The organism is Acinetobacter sp. YH12049 (assembly GCF_013419875.1).
Taxonomy (GTDB): Bacteria; Pseudomonadota; Gammaproteobacteria; order Pseudomonadales; family Moraxellaceae; genus Acinetobacter; species Acinetobacter amyesii.
Genome location: NZ_VOZH01000001.1, coordinates 166,456 through 189,965 on the forward strand (window position 1 = coordinate 166,456; position 23,510 = coordinate 189,965).

Here is a 23,510-nt window from a genome sequence, read left to right on the forward strand (position 1 = left end):
CATATAAAGATTTTTCAGTATGTAACCGCACAGTTTATTTATGAAAAAGTGATGGCTCGAGGCTGAATCCAAAATAAACCAAAAGTTATATTTGAAGAAAAATTGGCAATGACTTCGCTGCCTAAATAAGTAAAACTTTGCAAATATTCAGATCATTGAGTAAATCATTGTATACTAGCTTTTTCTTCTGAACTCAGAACAAACTGTCGATCTAGACCGTTTATTCATTTAGTGAATTTCGATGAGTACTCTATTACTAATTACCTCCTCACCCACTTCGATATTGGCTTGGCATGCTTTGGGTCTTGCCCAAGCGCTGAAGCAAAAAGGCGAAAACTTTCGGGTTTTTTTCTATCAAGATGGTGTAAATGTCGCAAATGCCCTGCAATGGGTGCCAGATGATCAACGCAAACTCAGTAGTGAATGGCAAAAACTCGGCATTCGTTTACCTGTTTGCGTAAGTGCAGCTCTCGCACGTGGGATCACAGATCAGGAAAATGCACAGCGTCACAATATTCAGCAACATAATTTAGCTGAACAATTTGAACTTGTGGGCCTAGGCGAACTTGCCGATGCTGTACAAGCTGCTGACCGCTTATTGCAATTCTAAGTGTTTTGATTGCCGCGCATTTGTAGCATTGAAAAGGAAAATTACGTGAAATCTGTACTGGTTGTTTTAACCCATGCAAATCTTGCAAACTTACAAGTACATGAAAGTCTTTCTGCGACCATGGTGCTTGCAACCTTCGGTTGTGACGTTAAAGTGTTGCTCAAAGATGCTGCGCTGAGCTTACTTCAGGCAGAACAAGAGTTTAGTCAGCTCAAGCATGCGTTTAAACTCGCTTCCAACATGGTTGATAGCTTTGAGTTTTACGATCTCACCCCGATTTATATTGAACAAAAAAATTCACAGCATCCTTTTGTGATCAACAGTGAACAAGAACTAGAGTTTGTTCAATTCAATACTGAATTAATTCAACAATTTGATCATGTGTTGTATTGGTAAAAGAGGAATGATGATGTCAAATTCTACGCTGTATTTAGTCCAAGCCAGCTATGCCAATACCCTACAGCACATCCAGCAGTTAGCCAGTTTAATCAATCCTGAAGATGCAATTATCTTGATGGGTGAAGCAGTCTTACATATTGCAGATGAACAAATTCAGCAATTTGGCACATGTTATGTACTTGAAAATGATGCTGAGATTTTAGGTAAAAGTATGAATTATAGTCATATGAAAGTGATCGACTATGCCGCTTTTGCTGATCTATGCCTTAGATTTAAACGATGTATTTCACTCAAATAATTTGAGTAAAAGCGATCCATTTCTACAATCTTCTCTTTTGGAATGAATATGAATCTTGAATTAGACCAAGATGGCCATTTGGTGGATTACACTATTTGGAATGAAGCTGTTGCCCAAGAACTGGCTAAAAGTTTAGAACTTGAGTTAAGCCCTTGGCATTTTGAAGTTTTACAAGCTGTGCGACAGTTTTATCAACAGTTTGGTCACTCGCCGGCAACTCGCCCACTCATTAAATTTTTAATGAAAACCGTGAGTGCAGATATTAATAATGCAGTATTACAAGACAAATTTAATACGGGCTTGGTCGCTCGACATTTAAGTCGTTTAGCGGGCATCCCTAAACCTGCAAATTGTTTGTAATTTTAAAGTAATCTAAATACTGCTTAGGCTATTTTGGCTAAATAGATGCAAATCAGCATCTTGAAGAAAGCCATAAAACAGCTTAGGCAGGTTTTAATTGGTTGAGAGCGATGTAATAGGCTTGGGTAAATATCGGTTTGACCTGTTTGGCTTGGATCGGTTCAGCACAACATGAGCACACTAAAACGGGTTTAAACTTTTCACCACATGTCTGATGGACATATTCAACAGGTGATCCCAAGCCCTGATCCATATATTGATCGGCCCAATGCGTCATGGCTAGAAGAATTGGATACAAGTCTAAGCCTTTTTGAGTCAGTCGATATTCAAAACGTTCCTGACGCTCGACATAAGCAACTTTGGTCAAAATACCTTCTTCGACCAAACGCTTTAGGCGGTCAGATAACACATGTCGAGTCACACCCAAATTTTGTTGAAAATCATCAAAACGTCGGATGCCCATAAATGCATTACGGATAATCAACATGGTCCAACGGTCCCCTAGCACAGAAAGCGCACGAGCGATTGAACACGGTTGTTGACCAATATCATCCCATTTCATTTTATGAACCATCAAAAATAACGACCAACACCCAATTTAATTCATGCATGTTGATTTTGCAAAATCCTTTTCAATAATCTTTGATGTACAAATCGTAAATCAACCTTCATTTCCAATCATTTATTTATCGACTTGATCTGTGAATGAACTAAAAATGTATTTTGTCTTTATTGTCTTCAATGATTTCTAGCCATGCACGCGTTGCGGGACTCATGGCAACAGTGGTATTCCAGGCCATGCTGAGTTTCCAGTCTAAGTTCGGATTTTCTAATTCAGCCACATGGTATTTTACCGCATCAAGTTGTTCACAATAAATTTTAGGCAGGAGTGCAATCCCAACATTTGAATCCACCATTTTGGCGATGAAGTCCCACTGGCTGCTTTTACATACCACATTGGGCTCAAATCCGACGTAATTTGCCGCCTGTATGATGATGTCATTGAGTGTGAAGGTATCATCATATAATAAAAAGGACTCTTCTTTTAATTCAATCAACGAAACGGTTTTTCGCTTTCGCCATTGTGAGTTTTTTTTGGATAATAAGCACAAAGGTGACTCCATCACTGGAATACCACTCAGCACCGGTTTCAAGTGCCCCAAAATAATTCCGACATCGACCTGTTTTTTTAAAATGGCACTTTCAATACCCGTCGCCCCAACCTCAAAAAAGCTCAATTCAATATTCGGATATTTTCGATGAAACAATGCAATTAACTGACTAAATAGCACCGATGCCAATGGTGGTAAACCGAGGGTCAATTTACCTTGTTTTAAGGCGCGCACTTGTGTGACCGTATCAAGCATCCGTTGTTGTTCGTTCAAAATCACTAAGGCATGCTGATAAATCTGCTCTCCCATATAGGTGAGCTGTGCTTCCCTTTTTCGACCTGCTTCTCCTTTATGAAATAAAGGCACGCCGATCTCATCTTCTAACTGACGAATTAATTTACTAATGGTCGGCTGAGTGACAAAAAGCGCTTCTGCTGCATGACTAAAACTCTGTTTTTGTACGATGGTCACAAAGACTTTTAGGCTTTTAATGTCCATTATTATTCCATATAAGCATAATTAATAATTAATTATTCATAATTATACAGGGTATGCACTTTTAAAATAGCGTCATCTCCTATTCTGCTGTTGTCTCATGGATACGCTTCCACAATCTTCTTCCAAAATTACCCAGTTTCTCAAGACTTTAGCGCAGCTAAGTTTATTGATATTGATCTGGTGGATCGGCTCTTGCATTCAATCTTGGTTTAACTTGCCGATCTCTGCTGGCGTGATTGGTTTATTGCTCCTTTTAGCCGCATTGTTGAGTGGTTTATTTAAAATGCAGTGGATCAAACAAGGCTCAGATTTTATTTTGGCTGAACTGGTTCTATTCTTTATCCCCTGTGTAGTTGGATTAATTAAATATCAAGATTTATTACTCAGCTCTGGCTGGCAGTTAATTTTAGCCGTGGTACTGGGTACCGTCTGTGTCATGGTGTTTACAGCATTTACGGTTTATTGGGGCTTTAAACTCGAGGCAAAACTTAAAGCGAAACACCAAACTGCGACAGATCATGATGTCAACACAGCAGGAAAAACCTTATGAACGATTTTGGGTTGAACAGCATCTCTGTATTGTTTTTCGTCCTGACCCTTGTCGGTTATATTTTGGCGAAAAAGCTACATCGTAAGTTACCGTATATGGTTCTTTCCCCTGCACTATTCGTCCCGTTTGTGCTGATTATACTCATGCTTTGCTTTCATATTTCATATGACACCTATATGCAAGAAAGCCAATGGATTGTATGGATGCTCGGCCCGGCAACTGTGGCCTTTGCTATTCCCATCTATGAATATCGGCAAATTATCCGTCAGCATGCGCTGAGTATTAGTTTGGGCATCGTGATTGGCATGTTAGCAGGAATTATCAGTGCTTTTTATTTGGCACAGTTGTTTCAGTTTGACCAAGAAACGTCTTATAGCTTAATGGCACGTTCCATTTCTACCCCCTTTGCCATGGAACTTACCTCGAATATTGGGGGTTCAGTCGAATTGGTGATTCTATTTACCATGATTACTGGGATTGCCGGCGTGGCTTTGGCTGACCTAGTTTTGGCTGGGCTTAAATTGCATTCACGCTTTGCGCAAGGTGCGGCTCTTGGCAATGCTGCACATGGATTTGGTACAAGTAAGGCGTTATCACGTCATAAAGAAGAAGGTGTTGCAGCCTGCCTGAGCATGGTACTTGCTGGAGTATTTATGGTATTACTTGGGCCATCACTTATTCATTTGGTCATTTATCTATTAGGATAAAATAAAAAGCCCAGTGCATTAGCTGGGCTTTTTTTAAATCAGGAGTTAAGTCATTTCACTGTAAAACTAAGCAATTACATAATGAAGTGCTATGACAAACGCTAAAAGACTCGACACCTCTGTGATTTCAATCGCTGCACCAATTGTATCGCCCGTCACGCCACCTATACGCTGAATAAATTTCCATCGTAAATACAGTAAAGTACAAATAAACGTAAATATACTCACAACTCCAGGCCAGCTAAAATACAAACATGCACTTAGGCAGAGTGTAAATATCATGTATGCCGACTTTCGTGGAATAGTTGCTGCTATCGATGAGCCTAAGCCTTTTTCACGGACATACTGAGTTGTTAAAAACAAAAATAAAGGGGCTAAACGACCCAACATTAGAAATACAATCAATGCCAAATACATTTGCTGTTGTAGCAAAACATAAAGTGCCGACCATTTGAGTAAGCAAATCACGACGAGGCTCAACACACCAATCGGCCCACATGCAGGGTCTTTCATGATTTTAAGTGTACGCTCGGCATCACCAAAGCCACCGACCCACGCATCTGCCGTATCTGCTAAACCATCTAGATGTAAACCACCTGTGAGCCAAATCCAGACCACAAGCAAAATACTGCTAAGTAAGATGATCGGCAGGCTGTGAAATGTGAAAGCAAGCAAGGCAAGAATGCCGCCAATCAACAATCCCACCGCTGGATAAAACAGCAAAGACTGTCCATTTTGCTGTTTCGATGGCATCACTTTGAGTTGAATCGGGAAAGTCGTGAGAAACTGGAGAGCAATCCAAAAAGGTGTCATTCACTTTGCTCCAAAATACGAATATTTGCACGATTTTTCACAATGAATGAATTTAATTGTCCCAATTCGGCAGTCATTTTTAATAAATCATCTAAATGACTTTGCTGTGCCATACATTTTAATAATTTAATCACACCACCATGGGAAACCAATAAAACGCGGTCCCAATGATGCTGTTGAGCCTGCAAAACTAGCTCATCTAGACCGCTTAATATCCGTTGTTGAAATTGCTGAAGACTTTCTGCATTCGGTGGCGTAAATGTACTTGGACTTTGCCAAAACTGTGCGAGTAACTCTGGGGTGTTTTCATAGATATGCTTGGTTGATACTGCTTCCCAGTCACCAAAATGCATTTCTTGAAACTTCGCATTTTCAAACATTGGACGTTCAAGCTGTTGAGACAGTTCCAAAGCAAATAAACGGCAACGCTGTAAGTCAGAAGTGATGATGACATCCCAGCTCGCTAAACCGTATGTATACGTACCGTCTAATGCTTCATCTATGGTCTGCTGCATCTGCTGCCAACCTTTTTGCGTCAAAGCATCATCTGTAGAGCCACGTAAGGTATGGCTCAGTTCAGTCTCACCATGACGCAATATATCTAAACGGAAATGTTCCATTTAAACTTTTTCACCAATCACAGCAGCTTGTGCGAAAGTCGCCATGTTATTATGTAAGCGACATGCCAAACGAATTAAACCCAAGGCCGCACCGGCACCGCTGCCTTCACCTAAACGTAAATTCAACTTTAAGAGTGGTTCAGCTTCAAGGGCTTGAAGTAAACGTTGGTGCCCATATTCAGCCGATTGATGACCAAAGAGCATCCAATCACGCACCGCAGGATTTAAACGAATAGCAACCAAGGCCGAAACTGTACTAATAAATCCATCCACGACCATTGCCAAACCCAATTGCGCACAGCGAATGTATGCTCCAACCATCGCGGCAATTTCCAAACCACCTACAGCACATAGAGCTTTAAAGACATCTTGGCCGACATAGTCCTGATGTAAAGCCAAGGCCTGATCAATCACTTGTTTCTTATGTGCCAATTGTTCAGCACGAATACCTGTACCAACACCTGTCAGTTTTTCGGCCGGCTCATTAAATAAAAAACATGCAACAGCAGAAGCAGAACAGGTATTGCCAATGCCCATTTCCCCTGCGACATAAATAGACGCACCTGCAGCGATAGCATCTTCAACACTTTTACGGCCGAGATTCATCGCTTCAATACATTGTGATTCGCTCATCGCAACAGTTTTAGCAAAATTTGCTGTACCCGCTGCAATACAGTAGCGCTCTACCCCTGCATATTCATAGGCTTCACCTACCGAACCACAGTCAATCACTTGTAGTTTGGCTTGATACTCACGTGCAATGACACTAATACATGCACCACCGGTCGTGAAGTTTTGTAGCATTTGGCGTGTGACAGCTTGAGGATAGGCCGAAATATTTTCTTCCATCACGCCATGATCACCTGCAAAGATGGTGATCCATGGGAAATCGATATTGGGCTGATCTGTGTTTTGTAATGATGCAAGTTGCACCGCTACATTTTCAAGTTCTGAAAGTGAGCCCGTAGGTTTAGTTAGCTGTAACTGGTGTTTTACCGCCTGTTGCTTAGCTTCGATACTCGGATTTTGACAGGGTTCTTGCCACCAGTTCATGCTTTATCTCCTTTTAAGATTATTGGAAAACCTGCAACACAAAACACCACATGGTCAGCAATTTGACCAATTTGTTGATGTAAGCGCCCAGATTCATCGACGAATTTTCGACTGATTTGTCCCATGGGAACAACGCCTAGTCCAGTTTCGTTACTGACTAAAATAATGTCTGACTTTAATGTCGGCAGCACCTTAAGTAATTTTTGGCATTGTTGCTGTTGAAAGTCTGCTTGTTCATGCATCAATAAATTACTCATCCACAGCGTTAAACAATCGATAAGAATGGTTTGATGAGCTTGGTCTATTTCAACTAAGCGATCGGCTAAATATAGAGGCTCTTCAATCAGCCCCCAATGTTCAGGTCGGTCTGCTTGATGATGCTGAATTCGCTCCTGCATTTCATCATCATAGGCTTGTGCTGTCGCCACATAGATGACGGCTTGAGCACTTTCTTTGGCTTTTTGTTCTGCAAGTCGACTCTTACCTGAACGCGCCCCACCCAAAATGAAATGAATCATGACTGTGCCATCTCTATATTTTGTCTAAACTGATGTTGATAATAAGGACTTAATGCCCCTTGTAGTACTTGAGCCTGATAATGACCAAAAGTCAGTTGCTCGCTTTCAAAATCAAAGCAGTGCTGTTCAACTTGTTGGATTCTTTCAAAAATATCATCGCTATTCCATGCCTGTTTATACAAGCCCAATGTGATATGCGGACAATATTCGATCGGTGCAATTTCATTCGAGCTTACATTGAAAGCTTGACGTAGATGATCAAACTTACGATCTAAATCCAAAATTTCAATAAACAGTGCGCTTTGAAAGCTATGGATCTGACCTGTACGTAGCCGAATATTAGATAGCGATAACTGTCGAAGTTGTTGTTGATGCAGTGCCAACTCATCTGCTGAGAAATTATCATTCCATCGTTGTTCAGAATGATCGATTAATTGGGTTTTATTCAGCTCTTCAAAAAAACCACAAATAAACACGGTGATATGAAATTGGCGCGTATTCGGCGTGTATAAAAGATCTGAAAACTGCGCTCGAAGTGCTGTGAGATATTCCAATAATTTAGGATCCTGTATTTCTAGATACCACAAAGCATAGTGCTGACGACCTTGATGCCAATCGGGATAATCCTGATTGAGCGTCGGTACGACTTGCGTTGAAGGTTTTAGAAACACAGATAAATCACTTTAAATTCAATCTGCTTTATTAAAGCATGAATCAAAACAGACTTTACCCAATTTTGATTTAGTAATATTCAGTTAGAACTGAAATTCATTCATCTAAGACCTCTATTTAAGAAAAAAAATGCCGAGTCATACTCAGCATTTTGATTCAATATATATTGCGCACAGATAAGCATTATATTTTTAGGCAAATTTCGCAGTATCTTTCTGATCTTGCGTTACAGCATGGTTTTTCCAAGATGTAAACTGCTCTGTGAACTGATCAGAAAAATGCTGCAACTGTATCATTACATTGGCCTCAATCTGTTCAATACGTTCCAGTTGTTCAAGCTCGTTTGTCTTTTTCAGTTCTGAAAATTGCAACTGGATAAAGTTGATAGCCTGATCCATCGAACATTGATTAACACTCACGGCATACATCAAACCATAGACAATCCCTTGCTGTAGATGTGTTGTATCCAGTCCACATTTTAAGTTGGTTGCCAACGAGCCCAACACTCGTTCATTAAATGCAAGTTTGCGTAAAGGATCTCGTGCCACGCGCGCACATGGATCTTTATACGCATGTTCACAAGAGTTTATAAAGCTTTCTGCCAGTCGTGTTAAATCAAAAGCACGATTTGGTAAGCGCAGTGCTAAACCAGCCTGCACCTCGTCAATGAGTTCATGCATAAATTGATCAACACGATGATCTGCAAGTGCCACACCTATGGTTTGATGATTGAACAGTGCAGATTGCCAAGCCAACATGGCATGTACGCCATTCCATAAGCGATTTTTAATTAACTGGATATCTTCAATATGATCGACCAAAATCATTTGACGCATTTTTTCTAACAAAGGACTGTTATTTTCCACATAGATCGGCATGTCAGCTTCAGCATTGAATAAAATTAAATCCATGCTTTGCAATATATGACTTGGGTGAAAATTGCGTCGCATATCCTCAACATATAAAGTAGCTTGACGCTCCTGATCAGGATTTAATTTCGTCGCATCTTCTAAGTCTAATTGAGCATCCACTTCAACTTCATCTAATTGAAATTGTTTGAAAATATTATATTTTATACGGAGCTGACGATATAAATTTTGGTCACTCAACTTAGATACCATGCGGTTGACCACGGTATCGCAAAAATAGTGTTGTTGCATGATTTTCTCTGCAACAACCGCTCCAGCAAGCTCAGTTAAAGCCTGTTTTAAATGTGACATTAATAATTGTTTTGCTCCGACTTTGTTCAAAATGATCAGCATCGTTAGAGGTTCGATGGCTTTCTCATCATGTGCAATATGTCGTGCATACAGGCCTTGTGCAATGGTTTTGGCCTCTTCTGCAATCGCTTTTTCAGGCAAACAGATGGCAACCAAACTTGACTCTGTGTACATCTCTTGCATCTGCTGAATATTTTCAGCATCAATGACTGCCATGTTTTCAATGCGTTCGTCATAAGACAATTGACCATAGCGAATACAATAGGTACCAAATGCATTGACCGCAGAGCGATATAAAGGGTTACGAGTCGATGCATAAATTTTTTTCGGGCGTGTATAACCATCCCAATGCGACAAAATTTGTGCTAAATAACCACCACCAATCGCCCCAAAACCATGAATACCAACAGTGAGCTGATTAAGGGTTTGTGGAAAAGCCTCTTGCACATGCGGCATCTCTAAATGCGCAGTGAACGGGTCAAGTTCCGTCAAACAGTCATACATACATTCATAATAATATTTGGCTTTGGACAGCATGTTTTGATTGGGCGATTTAATATCTTTAAACAGTACGGTAATACCGCCAGCGTCAAAGGCCGAAGTCACACCATTTTCCGAGTCTTCAAACATCAAACAATCAGCAGGATTTAAATTCAGCTTTGCGGCAGCACGCATAAATATTTCAGGATGTGGCTTACCATTTTCAACTTCATCGCCACAGACTAAGACATCAAAGAACTTATACACATTGGCATTGATTAGATATTCTTCTGCGATTGCACGGCGACTCGATGTTGCCACGGCCATCCTCAGTCCTGACTTGCGTAAGCGTTCTAATACTTGAACCAAGCCTTTTTTGATCGGTACACCAAACTGGCGAACATGCTCCAGCTCTAATTCATCTGCGCGTTTGCGAATATCTGCGTATGGAATATTTTCATCATATTCGGCTTGGGCCAATCGATGCGCGCTTTGTGCACTTAGCCCCAAACAATTCATCAGATAAGATTCGGAAAACTCAACACCGGTCAATTCAAGAGATGCCTGTTTCAATGTTTGAAACCGTAAACGTTCAGTATCAAACATTGTTCCATCCATATCAAAAATGGCGCCCAGAACCAAATCATTATTAAATTTAAGCATTTAACCTCCGTTATTTTTTATGTGAAAAGAATAACGGAGAAAACTATTGATTCAGTACTTTGAGAATTAATGAAACAATTGTGATTATTTTTTAATCAAAGTGCTTGCTCTAAACATCTATTTTGTAAGATCAATCACCAATCAAGTAACATCATGTAATCAAAACCCACTGTTGTCAGGATGGTACGGTCTACACAGTGATCTATTGCTGTAAATATACAATTCACTGCAATTTCACTCAGTTACTCGCTTCACGGTTTGAATTTTGGTTTGAAATAAAAAGAATACGATCAGACCAAGCATCACTAAAAATAAAAAATAATACGGAAATTCTTTGTGCCACTGGTATAAACCCGTGCTAATCAGTGGCCCGACAACAAAGCTCAAAGCCTGAGTGGCTGTACACCAACTTGCCACCTTAGTCTGTAACGCACTGGGCGCCGTTTGCGCTGCACCCGTTGTAAATGCAGGGATTAAACATGCAACCGATATACCATATAAAAGATATGTAGCTTGAAATATCTGTAATTCAGTGGTGAAAACCGAAATCAGCAAGGCTGCTGCCATGCTAAACAGCCCAACCCACAGTAAGCGATATACGGACCAATTTAAATACTTAGAAATCAGCGTTTGCATAATCACCAAAGCAATACCTACGACGAGAGAACATTCTGCAAAATGCACTGCGCCTTCTGCAGCAGTCATATTAAAGCGGTCTTGAATATAAAACCCGGCCGTTAAATTTACGGTCACGATGGCAAGATAGAGACTGAATCCCAACATTAACCATGGATAGCATTGCTGAATGCTCAAATCCGTAGATGGTATCTCATTCTTAGCTGTCACTGGCTTTTCAACGCTATGCTGTTCTGTATGTCGGTCAAAGCTGAACACCAAGACCACAGAAATCAACGCTAAAATAATGATTGCAGCCCACAGCGGCGTCATGATTCCACCGAAGCCCAGCAGCAAGGTTGTTAGAAATGGACCAATGATCACGCCTGCACTATTTAATGCACCGAATTTTGACATTGCTTGTGAACGCTGCTGCTCATTGCTAAAACGGGTCATCACATAAGTTTGCAAGGCAATCTGTGGCATCGCCATAAATACCCCAGTCGCTGCGCGTGACAACATTAATAAACTAAATAGCAGCAACATCCCTATATGAACAGTAAGGCCATACATCAACACGGCTGTAAATAGCCCCCATGTCACAGCCATGCCCACAAAACCGATACTCAAGAGTTGATAAATCGAAAACTTAGATTGATTTTTTGAAATGTAAATGGCACCGACAGCCATCAGCAGCGCACCGACGGAAACCATCGCGCCACCTTGTAGCTCAGTAAGTTTTAACTCACGAACCAATGGCGCCAACAGCGGCAATATCATCGAGAAACTTGCACCATTGGCAAGACTGGCAGCAATAAACAGTTTGTTATTTCGATCCATTATTTTTGTTATCCATTTTTAATGGCTACGTTATAAACAATAGAGGTGACTTAAGCCACCTCTATTTTGTAAGTCACGATACCGTGCTTTAAACACGATTCAGGATTTAAATCAGTATTTCACTGTATAACTTAAACCGTAGGTACGACCTTGTGCAGCTAGGCTAGAAATTGGGCCATAGACAGTTTCAACCGACTGGCTGTACACCGACTTATAATCCGTATTCCACACGTTGTAGACACCAAAGCCCACATTACCCGGTCCTACTTTTGCATTGGCAATCACGTCCATCGTTGCAAAGCCTTTAATTGCCGCTGCTGGAGCAGATCCATATTTCATAGCATCTTTTTGGGCTTTGTCTGTACCGCCAATCGCTAAAGCTTGAACACGTAGGCTCATGTCATTATCAAACTGCCATTCTGAAAATGCTGTTCCTTTTAAAGGTGCCACACGAATGGCATCCAATTCTTGCCAGTCACCTTGGGTATTTTTAAATTGGCCCGTGGTATATGCAACTGTGCCGCCAACCGTCCAATTTGGTTGAACTTCATAACTGGCATTGGCTTCGACACCATAGATACGTTCATCGGTATCAATAACATCAATGGTGTAATTCGGCGCACCAAATTTCAGGCTTTTATCTGAGTCATTATAAAAAGCTGTCACTCCTGCATTTAAACCACCGGCATTTTGTACACGCCAACCGAGTTCATAGTTATTGACTTTAATCGGGTCAATGGTTTGGCTATTAATCACAGAATTTGCCGGCACATCGCGCAGCATACGTTGCACATCGGGCAAGTTTGAACCTTGTGAGAAATTAGCAAACACTTGCTGTGCATCTGTTAAGTGATACACCGCGCCAACATTAAACAGCGTTGCATCATGTTTTACTTTGCCGCCATTCAGTGTTTTCGCCACATAACCTGGGGTTAAATCTGCAGTAATTGCTTCCATATAAGGCACAGATGAATCGACATCGCTTTCTACACGTTCATGGCGAATGCCTGCTTGTAAGCCAAGTCGGTCGGTTAATTCATATTGCGCTTGGGCAAATACGCCAAGTTTTTCTGTTTCAACATCTGGGCCAAAGGCATAGTAGTTAAACGGCTGATAACTCAAACCATTACTTTGAATAAACGTTGCGCTGTCATACATTTGGATATTTTGTTGATCTTTTTCATTTTCATAGTCCACACCATAGGTTAAACCCAGTTCACGACCATTTAAGTTAAGATCTTTTTGTAGAGCAACACGCGCGCCTAAAACATCGATATCGGTTTCTGACTGATACACCAAGAAGAGTTCAGGTGCCATTTGACGTGCAGATGGGAACCACCGTGCTTTTTCATTTCGATAATAGGTTTCAGCGTTTAGACGGTGGCCTAAAATATCTTGATTTTCATATTGTGCATTGACGCTATAACGTTCAGTTTGTGGTTGTTCAGCAAGTTGTAAGCCTTTTACCGCATTTAATGACAACGGCAGCTTGCCACCCACGGGCTGTGAGCGCAGCGCATTTAAATTTGGACCATAGTCAGGGCCATAGTCACTATCTTGCTCATCATTATAATATTGCGCGCCAAAACTCAGCGTTTGACCATCGGCAATTTTCCAACTGACACGACCATTTAGATCTAAAGTGTCGGTATCTTGACGGTCTGTTTGTGCAATTTCAGGTCCAATACGGTTGCCATGACTATCTTGTATTTCACCACGTTTGGTATAGCTTGCACCTAAAGTTCCGCGTAAATTGCCTTGATTAAAGTTCATGGTTTGTGCAGCTTCATAAGCCAGAGCATCAGACTTAAAGTTATTACCAGAAGTAACACCGACTTTCGTTTCAAAACTCAGCGGTTCAGATCCACCTCGTTTGGTGATGATATTGATAATACCGCCTGTCGCACCTGAACCATAAATACTACTTGCGCCAGAGACCACTTCAATTCGTTCAATCATCGACGGGCTAATACTCGCCAGTTGTCGAGATCCATCACGATATCCCGTTTGCGGCACACCATCGATCATGTATTGCACCACACGTCCACGCATGGTCATCCCATAGTTAGACGTTGTACCACTCGATGGAGTCAGTGATGGCACCAATAAACCAACAATATCAGCTGTGCTTTTACCTGCATTGGCTTGTTTTTCAATTTCTTCTTTAGGAATGCTGTACACCGTACCCGCAATATCTGCAATGCTTTTCGCAGAACGAGTTGCCGTCACAACAATCGGTGCCATTTTAGTAGCTACTGCAGTTTGTGTTTCAACTGCAGTATTTTGTGCTGTGTCCGTTGTGACGTCTTGTGCATAAAGCTGAGTGCAAATTGCAAGGCTGAGACACGTCAGTTGCATCGGTAGAGCTAAACGTTTCATATTCTTTTCCATTTCTTAGAGTTCCGATTGAGTCGGAAGTGTTTGAGTTTTAAAATTTTGTGTTTTTAAAACAATGCGCTGACTAATTAAGACGCTGATTACTGAGCCAATTGCCAATACCAAGTAAAAATGTCCATAGCCTAATGATTTTGCGAGAAAGCCTGAAAATGCGCCGCCAATAAAGTAGACGAGCAATTCAAAGCAAACTAATATGGTGAAATCGGTACCTGCCTGTTCTTTAGAACTGGTCTGCATGAAATAGGCATAGAGTGATGTCATGGCGATATAACGAATGGCTAGCATCAACACGACAAATAGACCTAAAAGCAGATGCCATTGATTCAACCACTCCAATACAACGGCTGCCCCAATGACGGCATATAGCAATGTACGTAACCATCCTGCCCAGACCAACAATTGCGTCGCTTTGATTTTTTTCAGCAATACAGCTGCACTAACAGCTGCAATCAGACCGACACCGGCACCGACCACAGACATCAACACCCCGATCTGAGACAGTGACCATTTTTGATCGATCAACATGGGATTCAGCATTGCCATAGCGGGTGCTTCCACCACGCGATAACAAACGATGAGCAGCAAGGCCCAACGAATCGCAGGTCGTTTAAACGCTTGTCGTAGGCTTGGTTTGGCTTTGGCAATTTGAGTTTGTGGTTCTTCTTGAATAAAAAACACAGCAAACATGGTTAAAAATGTCAGCAGCGCTAAAGCTGTGAGCGCTGACTGCCAACCCCAATATTGGTAAATCCATAAAGTCGCAGCGCCACCGAGCATGCTCCCGACGGCCACCCCAATACTTTGTGCCATACTGCCCAAACGGTAATTGCCTTCGGTAAATTTCTCTACGGTATAACCATCAATCGCAATATCTTGCGTTGCCGCAAACGTTGAAATCCATAAACCAATGATGACAAATAAAGTCAACCCATAAGAAAACTGCGTAAAGGCTAAAACCAGTACCCCCAGTACCAATGCGATTTGCGTAAACAACAGCCATGTTTTGCGTTTACCGAGTTTTTTGACATAGAGCTGATCGATCCAAGGCGCCCAAAAAAACTTGAATACCCATGGAATGTAAAGCAGCGATAACATGCCGATCCAGCGTAAATCTACCCCTTGATGTCGTAAAATGGCAGGCAAAGCCACATTGTAAAAATACAAAGGCAATGCATGTGCTAAGTACAAAATGATCACGACGCTCAAGCTCAGGACTGAAATTTGAGATGGTGAAATTGCATGATTTAATTTTCTTGAGTGTTGTTGCATATCCACCTCTGCACTGCCCATTGCAGCGCATCAGACTGTTCTAATGAAACGTAATAAGGCACACTCCACGCTGCATGCAGCGCGGGTGTATTTAAACGTTTGAAGTCATCTGGATCTTGCGCAATACGCACCAGACCCAAACAATATTGAAAAAAGAGATGTTTAAACTTCTTGTACCAAACGGCCTGTATTTGCCGATATTCTTCAGGAAAAGTCGTTCCCTCAGCCGTTTGCATAACCAAAACAAAGGGCTGACTTTTCAGAAAAAAGCGCTCAACTTGAGTCAACCATTGTTCAAACTCTTCCACTGAAACATGCGCTGAAAAGCGCATGTCCAGTATGTGCATGTGGGTGCAGCGATAACTCATGACACCGCCTTAGCTAGTTGCTGATGCTGAAATGCCTTGGAGTCGTTTAAGTAATGACCAAATTTTGAATAAAATGTTTCTCTAAAGCAGTAATACAACATGGCGGTCTTTTCAGGCATTGGGATTAGGCGCTGCGCTTCATAGCACATGTCTTCAACTACGACGGCATAAGGCTTCACACTATGATCAGGCTCTCCCACAATCTTGGCTGATGCAGCATTTTCAAAGATATAAAAACTCAATAAACGCATGACGGGACGTAAATAGCCTTTACCAAAAACGGACTTTTCACCAAATAACAAATGCCAACCTAGATCAAGCTCATCACCGTCGTAGTACAAACCTAATCGATCCCGTTTTCCTTCGTAGATCTCTGTGTAGCCCACATCTTCACCATTTACCCCCACAATCAAAATTCGGTGATGATCATCTGCCAGCATTTTTTCGTAATACACTTTTAGTTCAGTTTCTGACTTATTGAGCTGCCACTGTGGAATAACATGCGGTTCATGCATCCATTTATGAACCAAAGCCATATCTTCTGGATATTGCATTTGTCGTAAGTAGTATTGCGTCTCATTCTCATGGTATTCATAAAAATCAGGTAGTTGTCGTGATAACGTTGTCATGATGTCGTCCTTTAAATTTGTTTAATCTTTTCTGTTCTTAGCTCAAAAATCTGTTTATGACGCAATACGATTAGTTGTCGTTTTCTGTTCGGCGGTATGCTGTTGTTTCGCCCACTGATTTAAAGTGCTTGGACTCACAGGGTTTGCAATAGGATCTAAAAATACAGGTACTGGTCGTTCTGCTTCGTCGTTATAACTGGTGGTAAACAGTCGAACACGGTTCAGACAAATTTTCTCGAAACGTGGACGGAACATACTGAATTTTTCAATACGATCTGCCAATTCAGGATGTGCCTGATGAAATTCGTCAATCACGGTGGAGATGGTTTGCCAAAACTCAAGTTCTGTATGCTGTGGATAATCTTCAAGGAAGACATTAGAGATATAGCGGTAATGCACCATGAACAAACCTGTAAAGATAAAGTGACTAAGTTCTTCAGCAGGATGACGCAGTAAAATTTGCCCTTCAGGTGGTAAATTTTCGAGTTCTGGAAAATCTTCATCAACTAAATTGACATCATCAATAAAGTCCTTCAGCACCATTTTTTTCGGTAAACCATTTTCATGGATCAACATGGTGTTTTCACCGTGTGGAGAAAAAGCCAAACCATATTTGTATAAGCAAATCAGTAACGGTGTTACACAAACTTCGGCAAAACGCTTCAACCATTGCAAAGGCGTCAAACCTGAAGCCTGAATCAACACGGATAAAATAGACTGACCATTTAGATCTCGATGCAACAATGCTGCTTGGGAAAGCGCTAACTGATGTTCACCGATGTAAGGCTCTACACTTTCACGCCATAAGCAACCAAACAATTCTTTAAATTGGTAAGGCGCACCGTCTATCTGATCAAAACATGGCTGTTGCAAAGTTAAACTTGCAACTTCGCCCAAAAATACTACCTGTGTTTTTTGCAGGTCTACATCTTGATGTTGAATGTCCTTCAGCCAAGCGGTCACCGCAGGTGCAGCCAAATTTCGTTTTGAAGGCAGACCTCTATAGACCGCCGTATTAAAGATACTGACGGGTAACTTCACATAATGCCGTTCAGGATGACTGGTATTGCATAAGGTACGAATTGATTGCATTGGCACATAATCATCTTGTCCAATGTCCAGCTCTACAATGCGCTGATCGACGATTTCATTGGCATAGGTCGGGATTAACCACTGATGCCACTGCCATGCATGTACAGGAATAAAGAAATACTCAGCAGCATCTAAGGCATTGTCCGCTAATTGCTGTTGAAAATCGTGTAATTGGGCAGAGTTCAACTCATGGCGATATAAGCTTTGCGCATCCCAAGCCTCGGTCGAACGAAACTCAGCTAAATCACGATGAACAGCTAACCACAAGACTTTGACTGTTGGAGAGACCTCTGGTGCTGAGCTTAAATAATCATCATAGCCAAAACCCATACGGCCTTTACTCATAATGAGCCATGGGTGTCCACGCAACATGCCTTCAATTTGATAGTGCGGTGCTGACAGCACAGCCTGACTTAGCAATCTCTGTTCATCAAAAACATGTGCTTCAGCCAACCATGTATTGTTCATTTCTTTAATCAAATAAGCCTTGGTAAAAGGTTTCACTTCAGCTTGATTTGAAAAGGCACGAATAAATTCATGCAGATTCCATGCGGGCTGTGCTGTCGAATCACCTAAATCTCGAACACTCCCTTCAACAATACGCCAATGCCCAAGTAGAAACTGCGTCGCTTCAAATTGATACGTTTTATCATCCATTTTGAGTTGCCAAGTATTATTTTCCACTGGCTGAATCTGAATAATTTCTTCATATAAAAATTCAGCAATCGCCATTTCAATCAGTCTTTGCCCTGCACGGCGCCACTGCGTTTGATTTATCTGTAATTTTGCAAATGTCATTATAATTTCTCGAGTTTAACCGCATTCTGTTCTTGCTTATTCGGCATGGTCGTATTGCGGTTCATTGCGTAGTTAGCAATGGTTTTTTTACGGAAAATGGTCTTTGGATATTGTTTGGTGCTGATTTCTTCACAATGCCCATACTGTGCATTTCAGCATTTTCACTGGGTGAAAAATGTTGGAAACTTTGCGCTTGATCACCCAAATCGTATAAGTTAAAACCCAATAATTGATTGGCAATGATCGCTGCACGGTGAGCACCCAACCCTAAATCAGGAGTCCCGACACCGTGACTGTGCATTTCCTGATTTTGAACAAAGATCTCCCCAACAGTGTCATGCTGTACGCGGTAGTCCTGACTGATTTTCCAGCGACCGAATTCATCACATTGAATCAGTGGTTTTAGATATTTGAGATATTGCCACTCTGGACTGTGATATCCCATTGAAGCCACGACAAAGTCGGCATCCAGATAGAATTGTTCTGCCGTGACTTTATGCTGAAACTGCAAACGGATGCCCGCACCATGAGGCTCGGCATCGACCAAACCCACCTGAGCATGTAAATGCGTCTGTTGAATATTTTGACCAATGCTCCGGTGATACAGTTTTTGGTAAATATCACGGATGGTTTTTGCACTGATGCCCTTATATAACAAGCCTTGTTGCATCAATTGTTTGGCTTTATTTTCAGGGCTCAGTTGATAAAAATGCGCGGTATAATCTGGACTAAAATGCTCCAAACCCAGCGGCGCATATTCCATCGGGAAAAACCCATTAGAACGGGTCAGCCAATGCAATTTAAACTGCGCTGTTGTCGTCTGATCCTGCAAATATTGACGATCAAACAGATCCATAAAGACTTCTGCCGAAGACTGGCCTGATCCCAGTACAACCACATTACCTTTCAAGTGATTTAACGCTGCATTGCAATAATTTGCAGAATGTAAGCAGCGCTCAGGATTTTGCTGTTGTATGTCTTTTAGACACTGTGGTAAATACGGAACATTACCCGAACCAATGACCAGATTTCGGCATTGATAACGTCTAAAACGTCCATCTTGCTCAACCATGACTTCAAAGCCTTGCTCTTGGGCATAAATGGCTTTTACGGTTGATTGATATTGAATATGCTCTAGTTGGTCTGCAACCCACTGACAATAATGGTTATATTCACGTCTAGGAATCTGTGCTTGTTCTAAAAAATAGAATTTATATAATCGTTGCTGTGTCTTTAAATAGTTTAAAAAACTAAAAGGACTGGTTGGATCGACCATGGAAACCAGATCGGCCATAAACGGCACTTGCAGCACGGTATTGGGCAATTGCATACCCGCATGCCAGTCAAACTGTGGTTTCTTTTCAAAAAATTGATACTGCAAATGATTTTGCTTATGTAGCAAACTCGCCAAACTAAGGTTAAATGGCCCTAAGCCTATCCCAATAAAATCAAGCATATTGCACATCCTTCTGTTCCACACATAAAGGATTTGGCAACGGTACATAAACCGATTGCTGATCGACTGGGGCAATCAATTCATCCAGCTCATACAAGCGTGTCAACAGATTGCCCTTATACGGCAAGGTCGGCTGATACAGTAATGAATGAATCAATGAACTCTCTGGATAAGCCTGATGTAAGTCCAACAGTTCATTTTGCAATATCGATATCAACACTTGCTCTGTGACATATCCAGTTGCACCAATTGCATTGATGATGCCGAATAAAGTATTACCAAAGAAATAATAGCTAAAGCGCTCATCGACAAAGGCTTTAGAACCCACGGCATGCGCTTTTTCTTGCAACTCTGGAAATGCGCTTAAGACCTCACCTGCAAGTTCTTCGATATAGTAAAAGCCTTGATTGTCACGCAGCCATAGATATTTAGGCATTGCATGTTCCAGCTCAAGTAAGACATTTTGCTGATGTGATTCAAAGGCCATTCCGTATTGATGGTACAAATACATTAATGGTTTTAGACTGATAGCTAAGAATTGTTTAAACCAATTGATCGCAATGGCGCTTTGATCAAGTTCAGGTTGTTGTTTTGCGATTTGTTCAAATAAGGCATTAAAACGGCTTTTCGGCTGTGCAGGATGATCTTGGCACAATGACGCAATACAACACACCTGCTGCTTTTCACTAAAAGGCTGATCACGGAAGATGCAAATAGTTTCATCGACGATTTCATCATCTATGCTCAATGCCATCCAAGCAGGATCATTCACCGCTTTGAGCGTTGGGCATTGTTGTAAAATATGTTCACCGAGGCTTGAATGCCAAAGTCGATGGGTCATTTCGCCACGGTGACATTCTTTGGCAAGATTGACTCGGATTGAATTGGTGATCATCACGGAAAGTGATGGTTTCAACATCCACGGCGCTGCAAAACTTGCCATAGTGCGTACCGAAGTTGTTGGGGAAAATGCCCAACCTTTCTCGCCAAAATCGATAATTTTTAATTTGGTTTTTAAACTTTTAAACCATGCTTTTGACTGTAAATAACGTGCTTGCCAAGGATGCAAAGGCAATAACTTATAATGCGAATAAGCATTCAGTAGTGCTTGATCTGTTTCTGATAAATGCCATTGCAATTCGCTTTTCAATTGCGCTGATACAGCTTGATCTAAAGCTGAACCTTCTTGAATATATTCTGGAGCCACCAACCAATAATGCAGTTGGCTGAGACCTTTGGCTTCTGGCGAATACCTTTCCCAATCTTCATGCACAAAACCGACCCGACTTTTCGGTGCAGGATGCATGCTGTGCCCTAAAATTAAAGCTTGTTCCGATTCAATGAAACTTTGTTCCGCTTGGACCAAGGCCTCTAAATCATGTTCACGTAGTGTCAAAAATTGTGTAAGCGCTTCACGACTTTCGATCCAACGCTCTAATAATGATGAAGCATCCAGTGTATGACCTGACTCTTGTACGAGCTGTTCAAGCAATAAACTCGCGATCGCGGTGATACTAAATGACAGTTTCTGTCCTTTATTAAAAACGTATGGGAGATCTGCAAGACGATGTCTACCAACAAGGCTGACATAAGATAGTGGTACAAATAACTGTGATTGAATGCAATCTAAAGGGATGCATAACAACGTCAAGCCTTGGCTAAACGTCAATTGTGATGAATTCTGTTGATACTTTTCCAGCAAAATACCTTTACCGGTTTCTTGTGAGTATGCATTGACAAGATGCTGCATCGCCAAGCGATTAGCAAGCTCTTTCATCTGACCATATCCTCTATTTTTAAGCTTTTCCAAGCTTTGTCATGTAATTATGTTTCTTTAACTGTGCAAGTCATGCTTAGTACGCTGGCCAGCGTGAAACTATGTTAATGATAATCATTATTATTAATAATTGCATTTTTGTGAAGATTTGCTACAGGATTGCAAATTTGGTCTTATCTCTATGTATTTAAAAATTAATTTTTTTGATATGAACTTTTCTGTTTTTATTTATACAATTTTCTGAAATGGAACTAAATGATAATTTTCTCATTTAGCATAGAACAAATGAATCGAATTGCTTATTTTTTAGCCAAATTATCACATTGTGCAACTTAAACTAAAAACCCATGTCTTTTACATGGGTTTTTATATTCTGCTTTGAACCAAGCTTTTATTTAAATCAAAGAACGAAATGTGCAGTTAAATTTTAATCATTGAAGACTTTACTGGCATCATACTGATCATGCATCTTTATTGACTATAAGCATGTATTTCATAACAAACACCTACTGATTTCTGATCCATATCCTCTATTCAGACTGGCTATACAGCATGAATGATGAATATGTACTCAAACGATTGGGTTGAAATCAATCAATTGATTTAACAACCCAATCCAAAAACTTGTGCTTATCAAAAAAGTCTGGCGCAGCATTCGCAAATACACTTTTTTCTCTGTTGTTAAATATTCCTTTGTAATAAAAAGACCTATCTGCGGTAAATTTTGACTCATCCCCTTCATGTAATTCTTTAAAGAAAATCGATAACTGCATAAATCGACTTTTAGACGCTAAACCATGTTTTTCTAATACAAAATTATAGATTTGCTCAATAATCGCTTTAATATTTGAATAAGGCATTTTGTTGTCTCTTTATTAGATCGCTCTTTCAAATTACAGCTTTTAAATTAAAATACAACTGTTCTAGTCGGATTTTAAATACCTATTTTTTATAGGTATTTTTACATTTAAATATAATTAAGCACTATTAATGAATGAGCCTCTAAACATGAAGTTTTACTAAATTTTGCTTCTGCAACTTCATGGATTTTCGTTATTCAAAGCTAAAAATAAGCCCACATTTTGGCGAGCATTTTGTACTTACTGAATTAAGACAATTTCGTCCACTATTGCAGAAACATCTTAGATACCCTGATCAAGGTCTAATTCTCAATTTGCACTTCTAACTTTGCTTTAATACTATTCACCTAAGCACTTAAAAAAGCATATAAGCGGATTCAAGAAACATTACATATGTAATTTAACTTCAGTTTTGATATAGCCCTCTTTACAACAATATTTACTATTTATTTATTTGTTTGCGGTTACTTTTACTACGATGGTTTAATCAGCTACTACGGATTTAATTAAGTTTCACTTGGCATATCTATTCAAGACTATCTAATGTATGGATGGGTAAACGGTTTGTCAGGGCTAGTAGTAGGCTTCTTAATACTTTTACTCGCTGCTTTGGTACATACTGTCTACCAAAATAATTTATATGAAGTGATGATAAAATTTATATTTGTCTTTATTACATTTATCCTTCTCTTTATTTTCAACCTGATTTTTAGGGTCTGTTGACATTTGTTGATTAAAAAAATAGCGAGATAGTAAAATTAAATCGCCAAACCCAATTTTACACTCGCTATGCCTCGAACAATGCTAAATGATCAACACTGGTCCAAGTTACTTGC

The 23,510-nt window shown here is 40.5% G+C and carries 22 protein-coding genes and 1 pseudogene; 6 read left to right on the forward strand and 17 right to left on the reverse strand.

From position 1 onward, the window contains the following. Nucleotides 1–241: 241 nt before the first annotated feature. The 4 genes from tusD to FTU05_RS00750 are packed head-to-tail and all read left to right on the forward strand — an operon-like array spanning nucleotide 242 to nucleotide 1,667. The gene (gene tusD / locus FTU05_RS00735; RefSeq protein WP_078190984.1) at nucleotides 242–610 is read left to right on the forward strand and encodes a sulfurtransferase complex subunit TusD; all 369 of its coding nucleotides are present in this window, start codon (nucleotides 242–244) and stop codon (nucleotides 608–610) included. 45 nt (nucleotides 611–655) lie between these two features. Then, the gene (locus FTU05_RS00740; RefSeq protein ID WP_168378646.1) at nucleotides 656–1,006 is read left to right on the forward strand and encodes a hypothetical protein; all 351 of its coding nucleotides are present in this window, start codon (nucleotides 656–658) and stop codon (nucleotides 1,004–1,006) included. A gap of 13 nt (nucleotides 1,007–1,019) precedes the next feature. After that, complete coding sequence (locus tag FTU05_RS00745) at nucleotides 1,020–1,307, forward strand: DsrH/TusB family sulfur metabolism protein (protein ID WP_078190986.1); 288 nt, start codon at nucleotides 1,020–1,022, stop codon at nucleotides 1,305–1,307. Between the two features lie 48 nt (nucleotides 1,308–1,355). Further along, a complete protein-coding gene (locus tag FTU05_RS00750) occupies nucleotides 1,356–1,667 on the forward strand; it encodes a TusE/DsrC/DsvC family sulfur relay protein (protein ID WP_111884335.1) in 312 nt (103 codons plus the stop codon). A gap of 82 nt (nucleotides 1,668–1,749) precedes the next feature. On the opposite strand, the gene FTU05_RS00755 is transcribed toward FTU05_RS00750, so the two are convergent. Together FTU05_RS00755 and FTU05_RS00760 are read right to left on the reverse strand one after the other, a co-directional pair. Next, nucleotides 1,750–2,229 carry a helix-turn-helix domain-containing protein gene (locus tag FTU05_RS00755; RefSeq protein WP_180106047.1) on the reverse strand — a complete coding sequence of 160 codons (480 nt, stop codon included), beginning with the start codon at nucleotides 2,227–2,229 and terminating at the stop codon, nucleotides 1,750–1,752. Nucleotides 2,230–2,377: 148 nt separating this feature from the next. Beyond that, on the reverse strand, nucleotides 2,378–3,277 hold the full coding sequence (locus FTU05_RS00760; protein WP_168378649.1) for a LysR family transcriptional regulator: 900 nt from the start codon (nucleotides 3,275–3,277) through the stop codon (nucleotides 2,378–2,380). A 97-nt stretch (nucleotides 3,278–3,374) separates the two neighbouring features. On the opposite strand from FTU05_RS00760, the gene FTU05_RS00765 reads away from it, so the two are divergent. Continuing rightward, nucleotides 3,375–3,827: a CidA/LrgA family protein gene (locus FTU05_RS00765; RefSeq protein WP_180106048.1), complete on the forward strand. Its 453-nt coding sequence runs from the start codon at nucleotides 3,375–3,377 to the stop codon at nucleotides 3,825–3,827. After that, a complete protein-coding gene (locus FTU05_RS00770; RefSeq protein ID WP_171262654.1) occupies nucleotides 3,824–4,534 on the forward strand; it encodes an LrgB family protein in 711 nt (236 codons plus the stop codon). Before FTU05_RS00765 ends, FTU05_RS00770 begins: the two co-directional genes overlap by 4 nt. A gap of 66 nt (nucleotides 4,535–4,600) precedes the next feature. On the opposite strand, the gene FTU05_RS00775 is transcribed toward FTU05_RS00770, so the two are convergent. From FTU05_RS00775 to FTU05_RS00845, 15 genes and pseudogenes are all read right to left on the reverse strand, one after another. Then, nucleotides 4,601–5,347 carry an adenosylcobinamide-GDP ribazoletransferase gene (locus FTU05_RS00775; protein ID WP_180106049.1) on the reverse strand — a complete coding sequence of 249 codons (747 nt, stop codon included), beginning with the start codon at nucleotides 5,345–5,347 and terminating at the stop codon, nucleotides 4,601–4,603. Then, nucleotides 5,344–5,967: a histidine phosphatase family protein gene (locus FTU05_RS00780; protein ID WP_180106050.1), complete on the reverse strand. Its 624-nt coding sequence runs from the start codon at nucleotides 5,965–5,967 to the stop codon at nucleotides 5,344–5,346. The genes FTU05_RS00775 and FTU05_RS00780 overlap by 4 nt, the downstream gene beginning before the upstream one ends. After that, nucleotides 5,968–7,020 (reverse strand): nicotinate-nucleotide--dimethylbenzimidazole phosphoribosyltransferase, encoded by a 1,053-nt coding sequence (gene cobT, locus FTU05_RS00785; RefSeq protein WP_180106051.1) that lies wholly within the window; start codon nucleotides 7,018–7,020, stop codon nucleotides 5,968–5,970. Further along, on the reverse strand, nucleotides 7,017–7,538 hold the full coding sequence (gene cobU, locus FTU05_RS00790) for a bifunctional adenosylcobinamide kinase/adenosylcobinamide-phosphate guanylyltransferase (RefSeq protein ID WP_180106052.1): 522 nt from the start codon (nucleotides 7,536–7,538) through the stop codon (nucleotides 7,017–7,019). The genes cobT and cobU overlap by 4 nt, the downstream gene beginning before the upstream one ends. Further along, complete coding sequence (locus FTU05_RS00795; protein WP_180106053.1) at nucleotides 7,535–8,209, reverse strand: 2'-5' RNA ligase family protein; 675 nt, start codon at nucleotides 8,207–8,209, stop codon at nucleotides 7,535–7,537. Before FTU05_RS00795 ends, cobU begins: the two co-directional genes overlap by 4 nt. A 192-nt stretch (nucleotides 8,210–8,401) precedes the next feature. Beyond that, nucleotides 8,402–10,573 (reverse strand): bifunctional mannitol-1-phosphate dehydrogenase/phosphatase, encoded by a 2,172-nt coding sequence (gene mtlD / locus FTU05_RS00800; protein ID WP_180106054.1) that lies wholly within the window; start codon nucleotides 10,571–10,573, stop codon nucleotides 8,402–8,404. Between the two features lie 234 nt (nucleotides 10,574–10,807). Continuing rightward, the gene (locus FTU05_RS00805; protein WP_180026282.1) at nucleotides 10,808–12,028 is read right to left on the reverse strand and encodes an MFS transporter; all 1,221 of its coding nucleotides are present in this window, start codon (nucleotides 12,026–12,028) and stop codon (nucleotides 10,808–10,810) included. Nucleotides 12,029–12,139: 111 nt separating this feature from the next. Beyond that, on the reverse strand, nucleotides 12,140–14,407 hold the full coding sequence (locus FTU05_RS00810) for a TonB-dependent receptor (RefSeq protein WP_180040291.1): 2,268 nt from the start codon (nucleotides 14,405–14,407) through the stop codon (nucleotides 12,140–12,142). A 15-nt stretch (nucleotides 14,408–14,422) separates the two neighbouring features. Then, nucleotides 14,423–15,694 carry an MFS transporter gene (locus FTU05_RS00815; protein ID WP_257222552.1) on the reverse strand — a complete coding sequence of 424 codons (1,272 nt, stop codon included), beginning with the start codon at nucleotides 15,692–15,694 and terminating at the stop codon, nucleotides 14,423–14,425. After that, nucleotides 15,670–16,062 (reverse strand): hypothetical protein, encoded by a 393-nt coding sequence (locus tag FTU05_RS00820; RefSeq protein ID WP_180054873.1) that lies wholly within the window; start codon nucleotides 16,060–16,062, stop codon nucleotides 15,670–15,672. The genes FTU05_RS00815 and FTU05_RS00820 overlap by 25 nt, the downstream gene beginning before the upstream one ends. Beyond that, nucleotides 16,059–16,691, reverse strand: coding sequence for a GNAT family N-acetyltransferase (locus FTU05_RS00825; protein WP_168378659.1), 633 nt, complete (start codon nucleotides 16,689–16,691; stop codon nucleotides 16,059–16,061). The genes FTU05_RS00820 and FTU05_RS00825 overlap by 4 nt, the downstream gene beginning before the upstream one ends. Nucleotides 16,692–16,745: 54 nt before the next feature. After that, nucleotides 16,746–18,410 (reverse strand): annotated as a pseudogene (locus tag FTU05_RS00830) (IucA/IucC family siderophore biosynthesis protein); the annotation flags it as partial. A gap of 232 nt (nucleotides 18,411–18,642) precedes the next feature. Then, on the reverse strand, nucleotides 18,643–20,037 hold the full coding sequence (locus FTU05_RS00835; protein WP_180163904.1) for a lysine N(6)-hydroxylase/L-ornithine N(5)-oxygenase family protein: 1,395 nt from the start codon (nucleotides 20,035–20,037) through the stop codon (nucleotides 18,643–18,645). Then, nucleotides 20,030–21,814, reverse strand: a complete 1,785-nt coding sequence (locus FTU05_RS00840; protein WP_180106058.1) for an IucA/IucC family siderophore biosynthesis protein — start codon at nucleotides 21,812–21,814, stop codon at nucleotides 20,030–20,032. Before FTU05_RS00840 ends, FTU05_RS00835 begins: the two co-directional genes overlap by 8 nt. 590 nt (nucleotides 21,815–22,404) lie before the next feature. Beyond that, entirely contained in the window at nucleotides 22,405–22,674 is a 270-nt protein-coding gene (locus FTU05_RS00845) for a hypothetical protein (protein WP_180040275.1), read from the reverse strand. Nucleotides 22,675–23,510 lie beyond the last annotated feature (836 nt).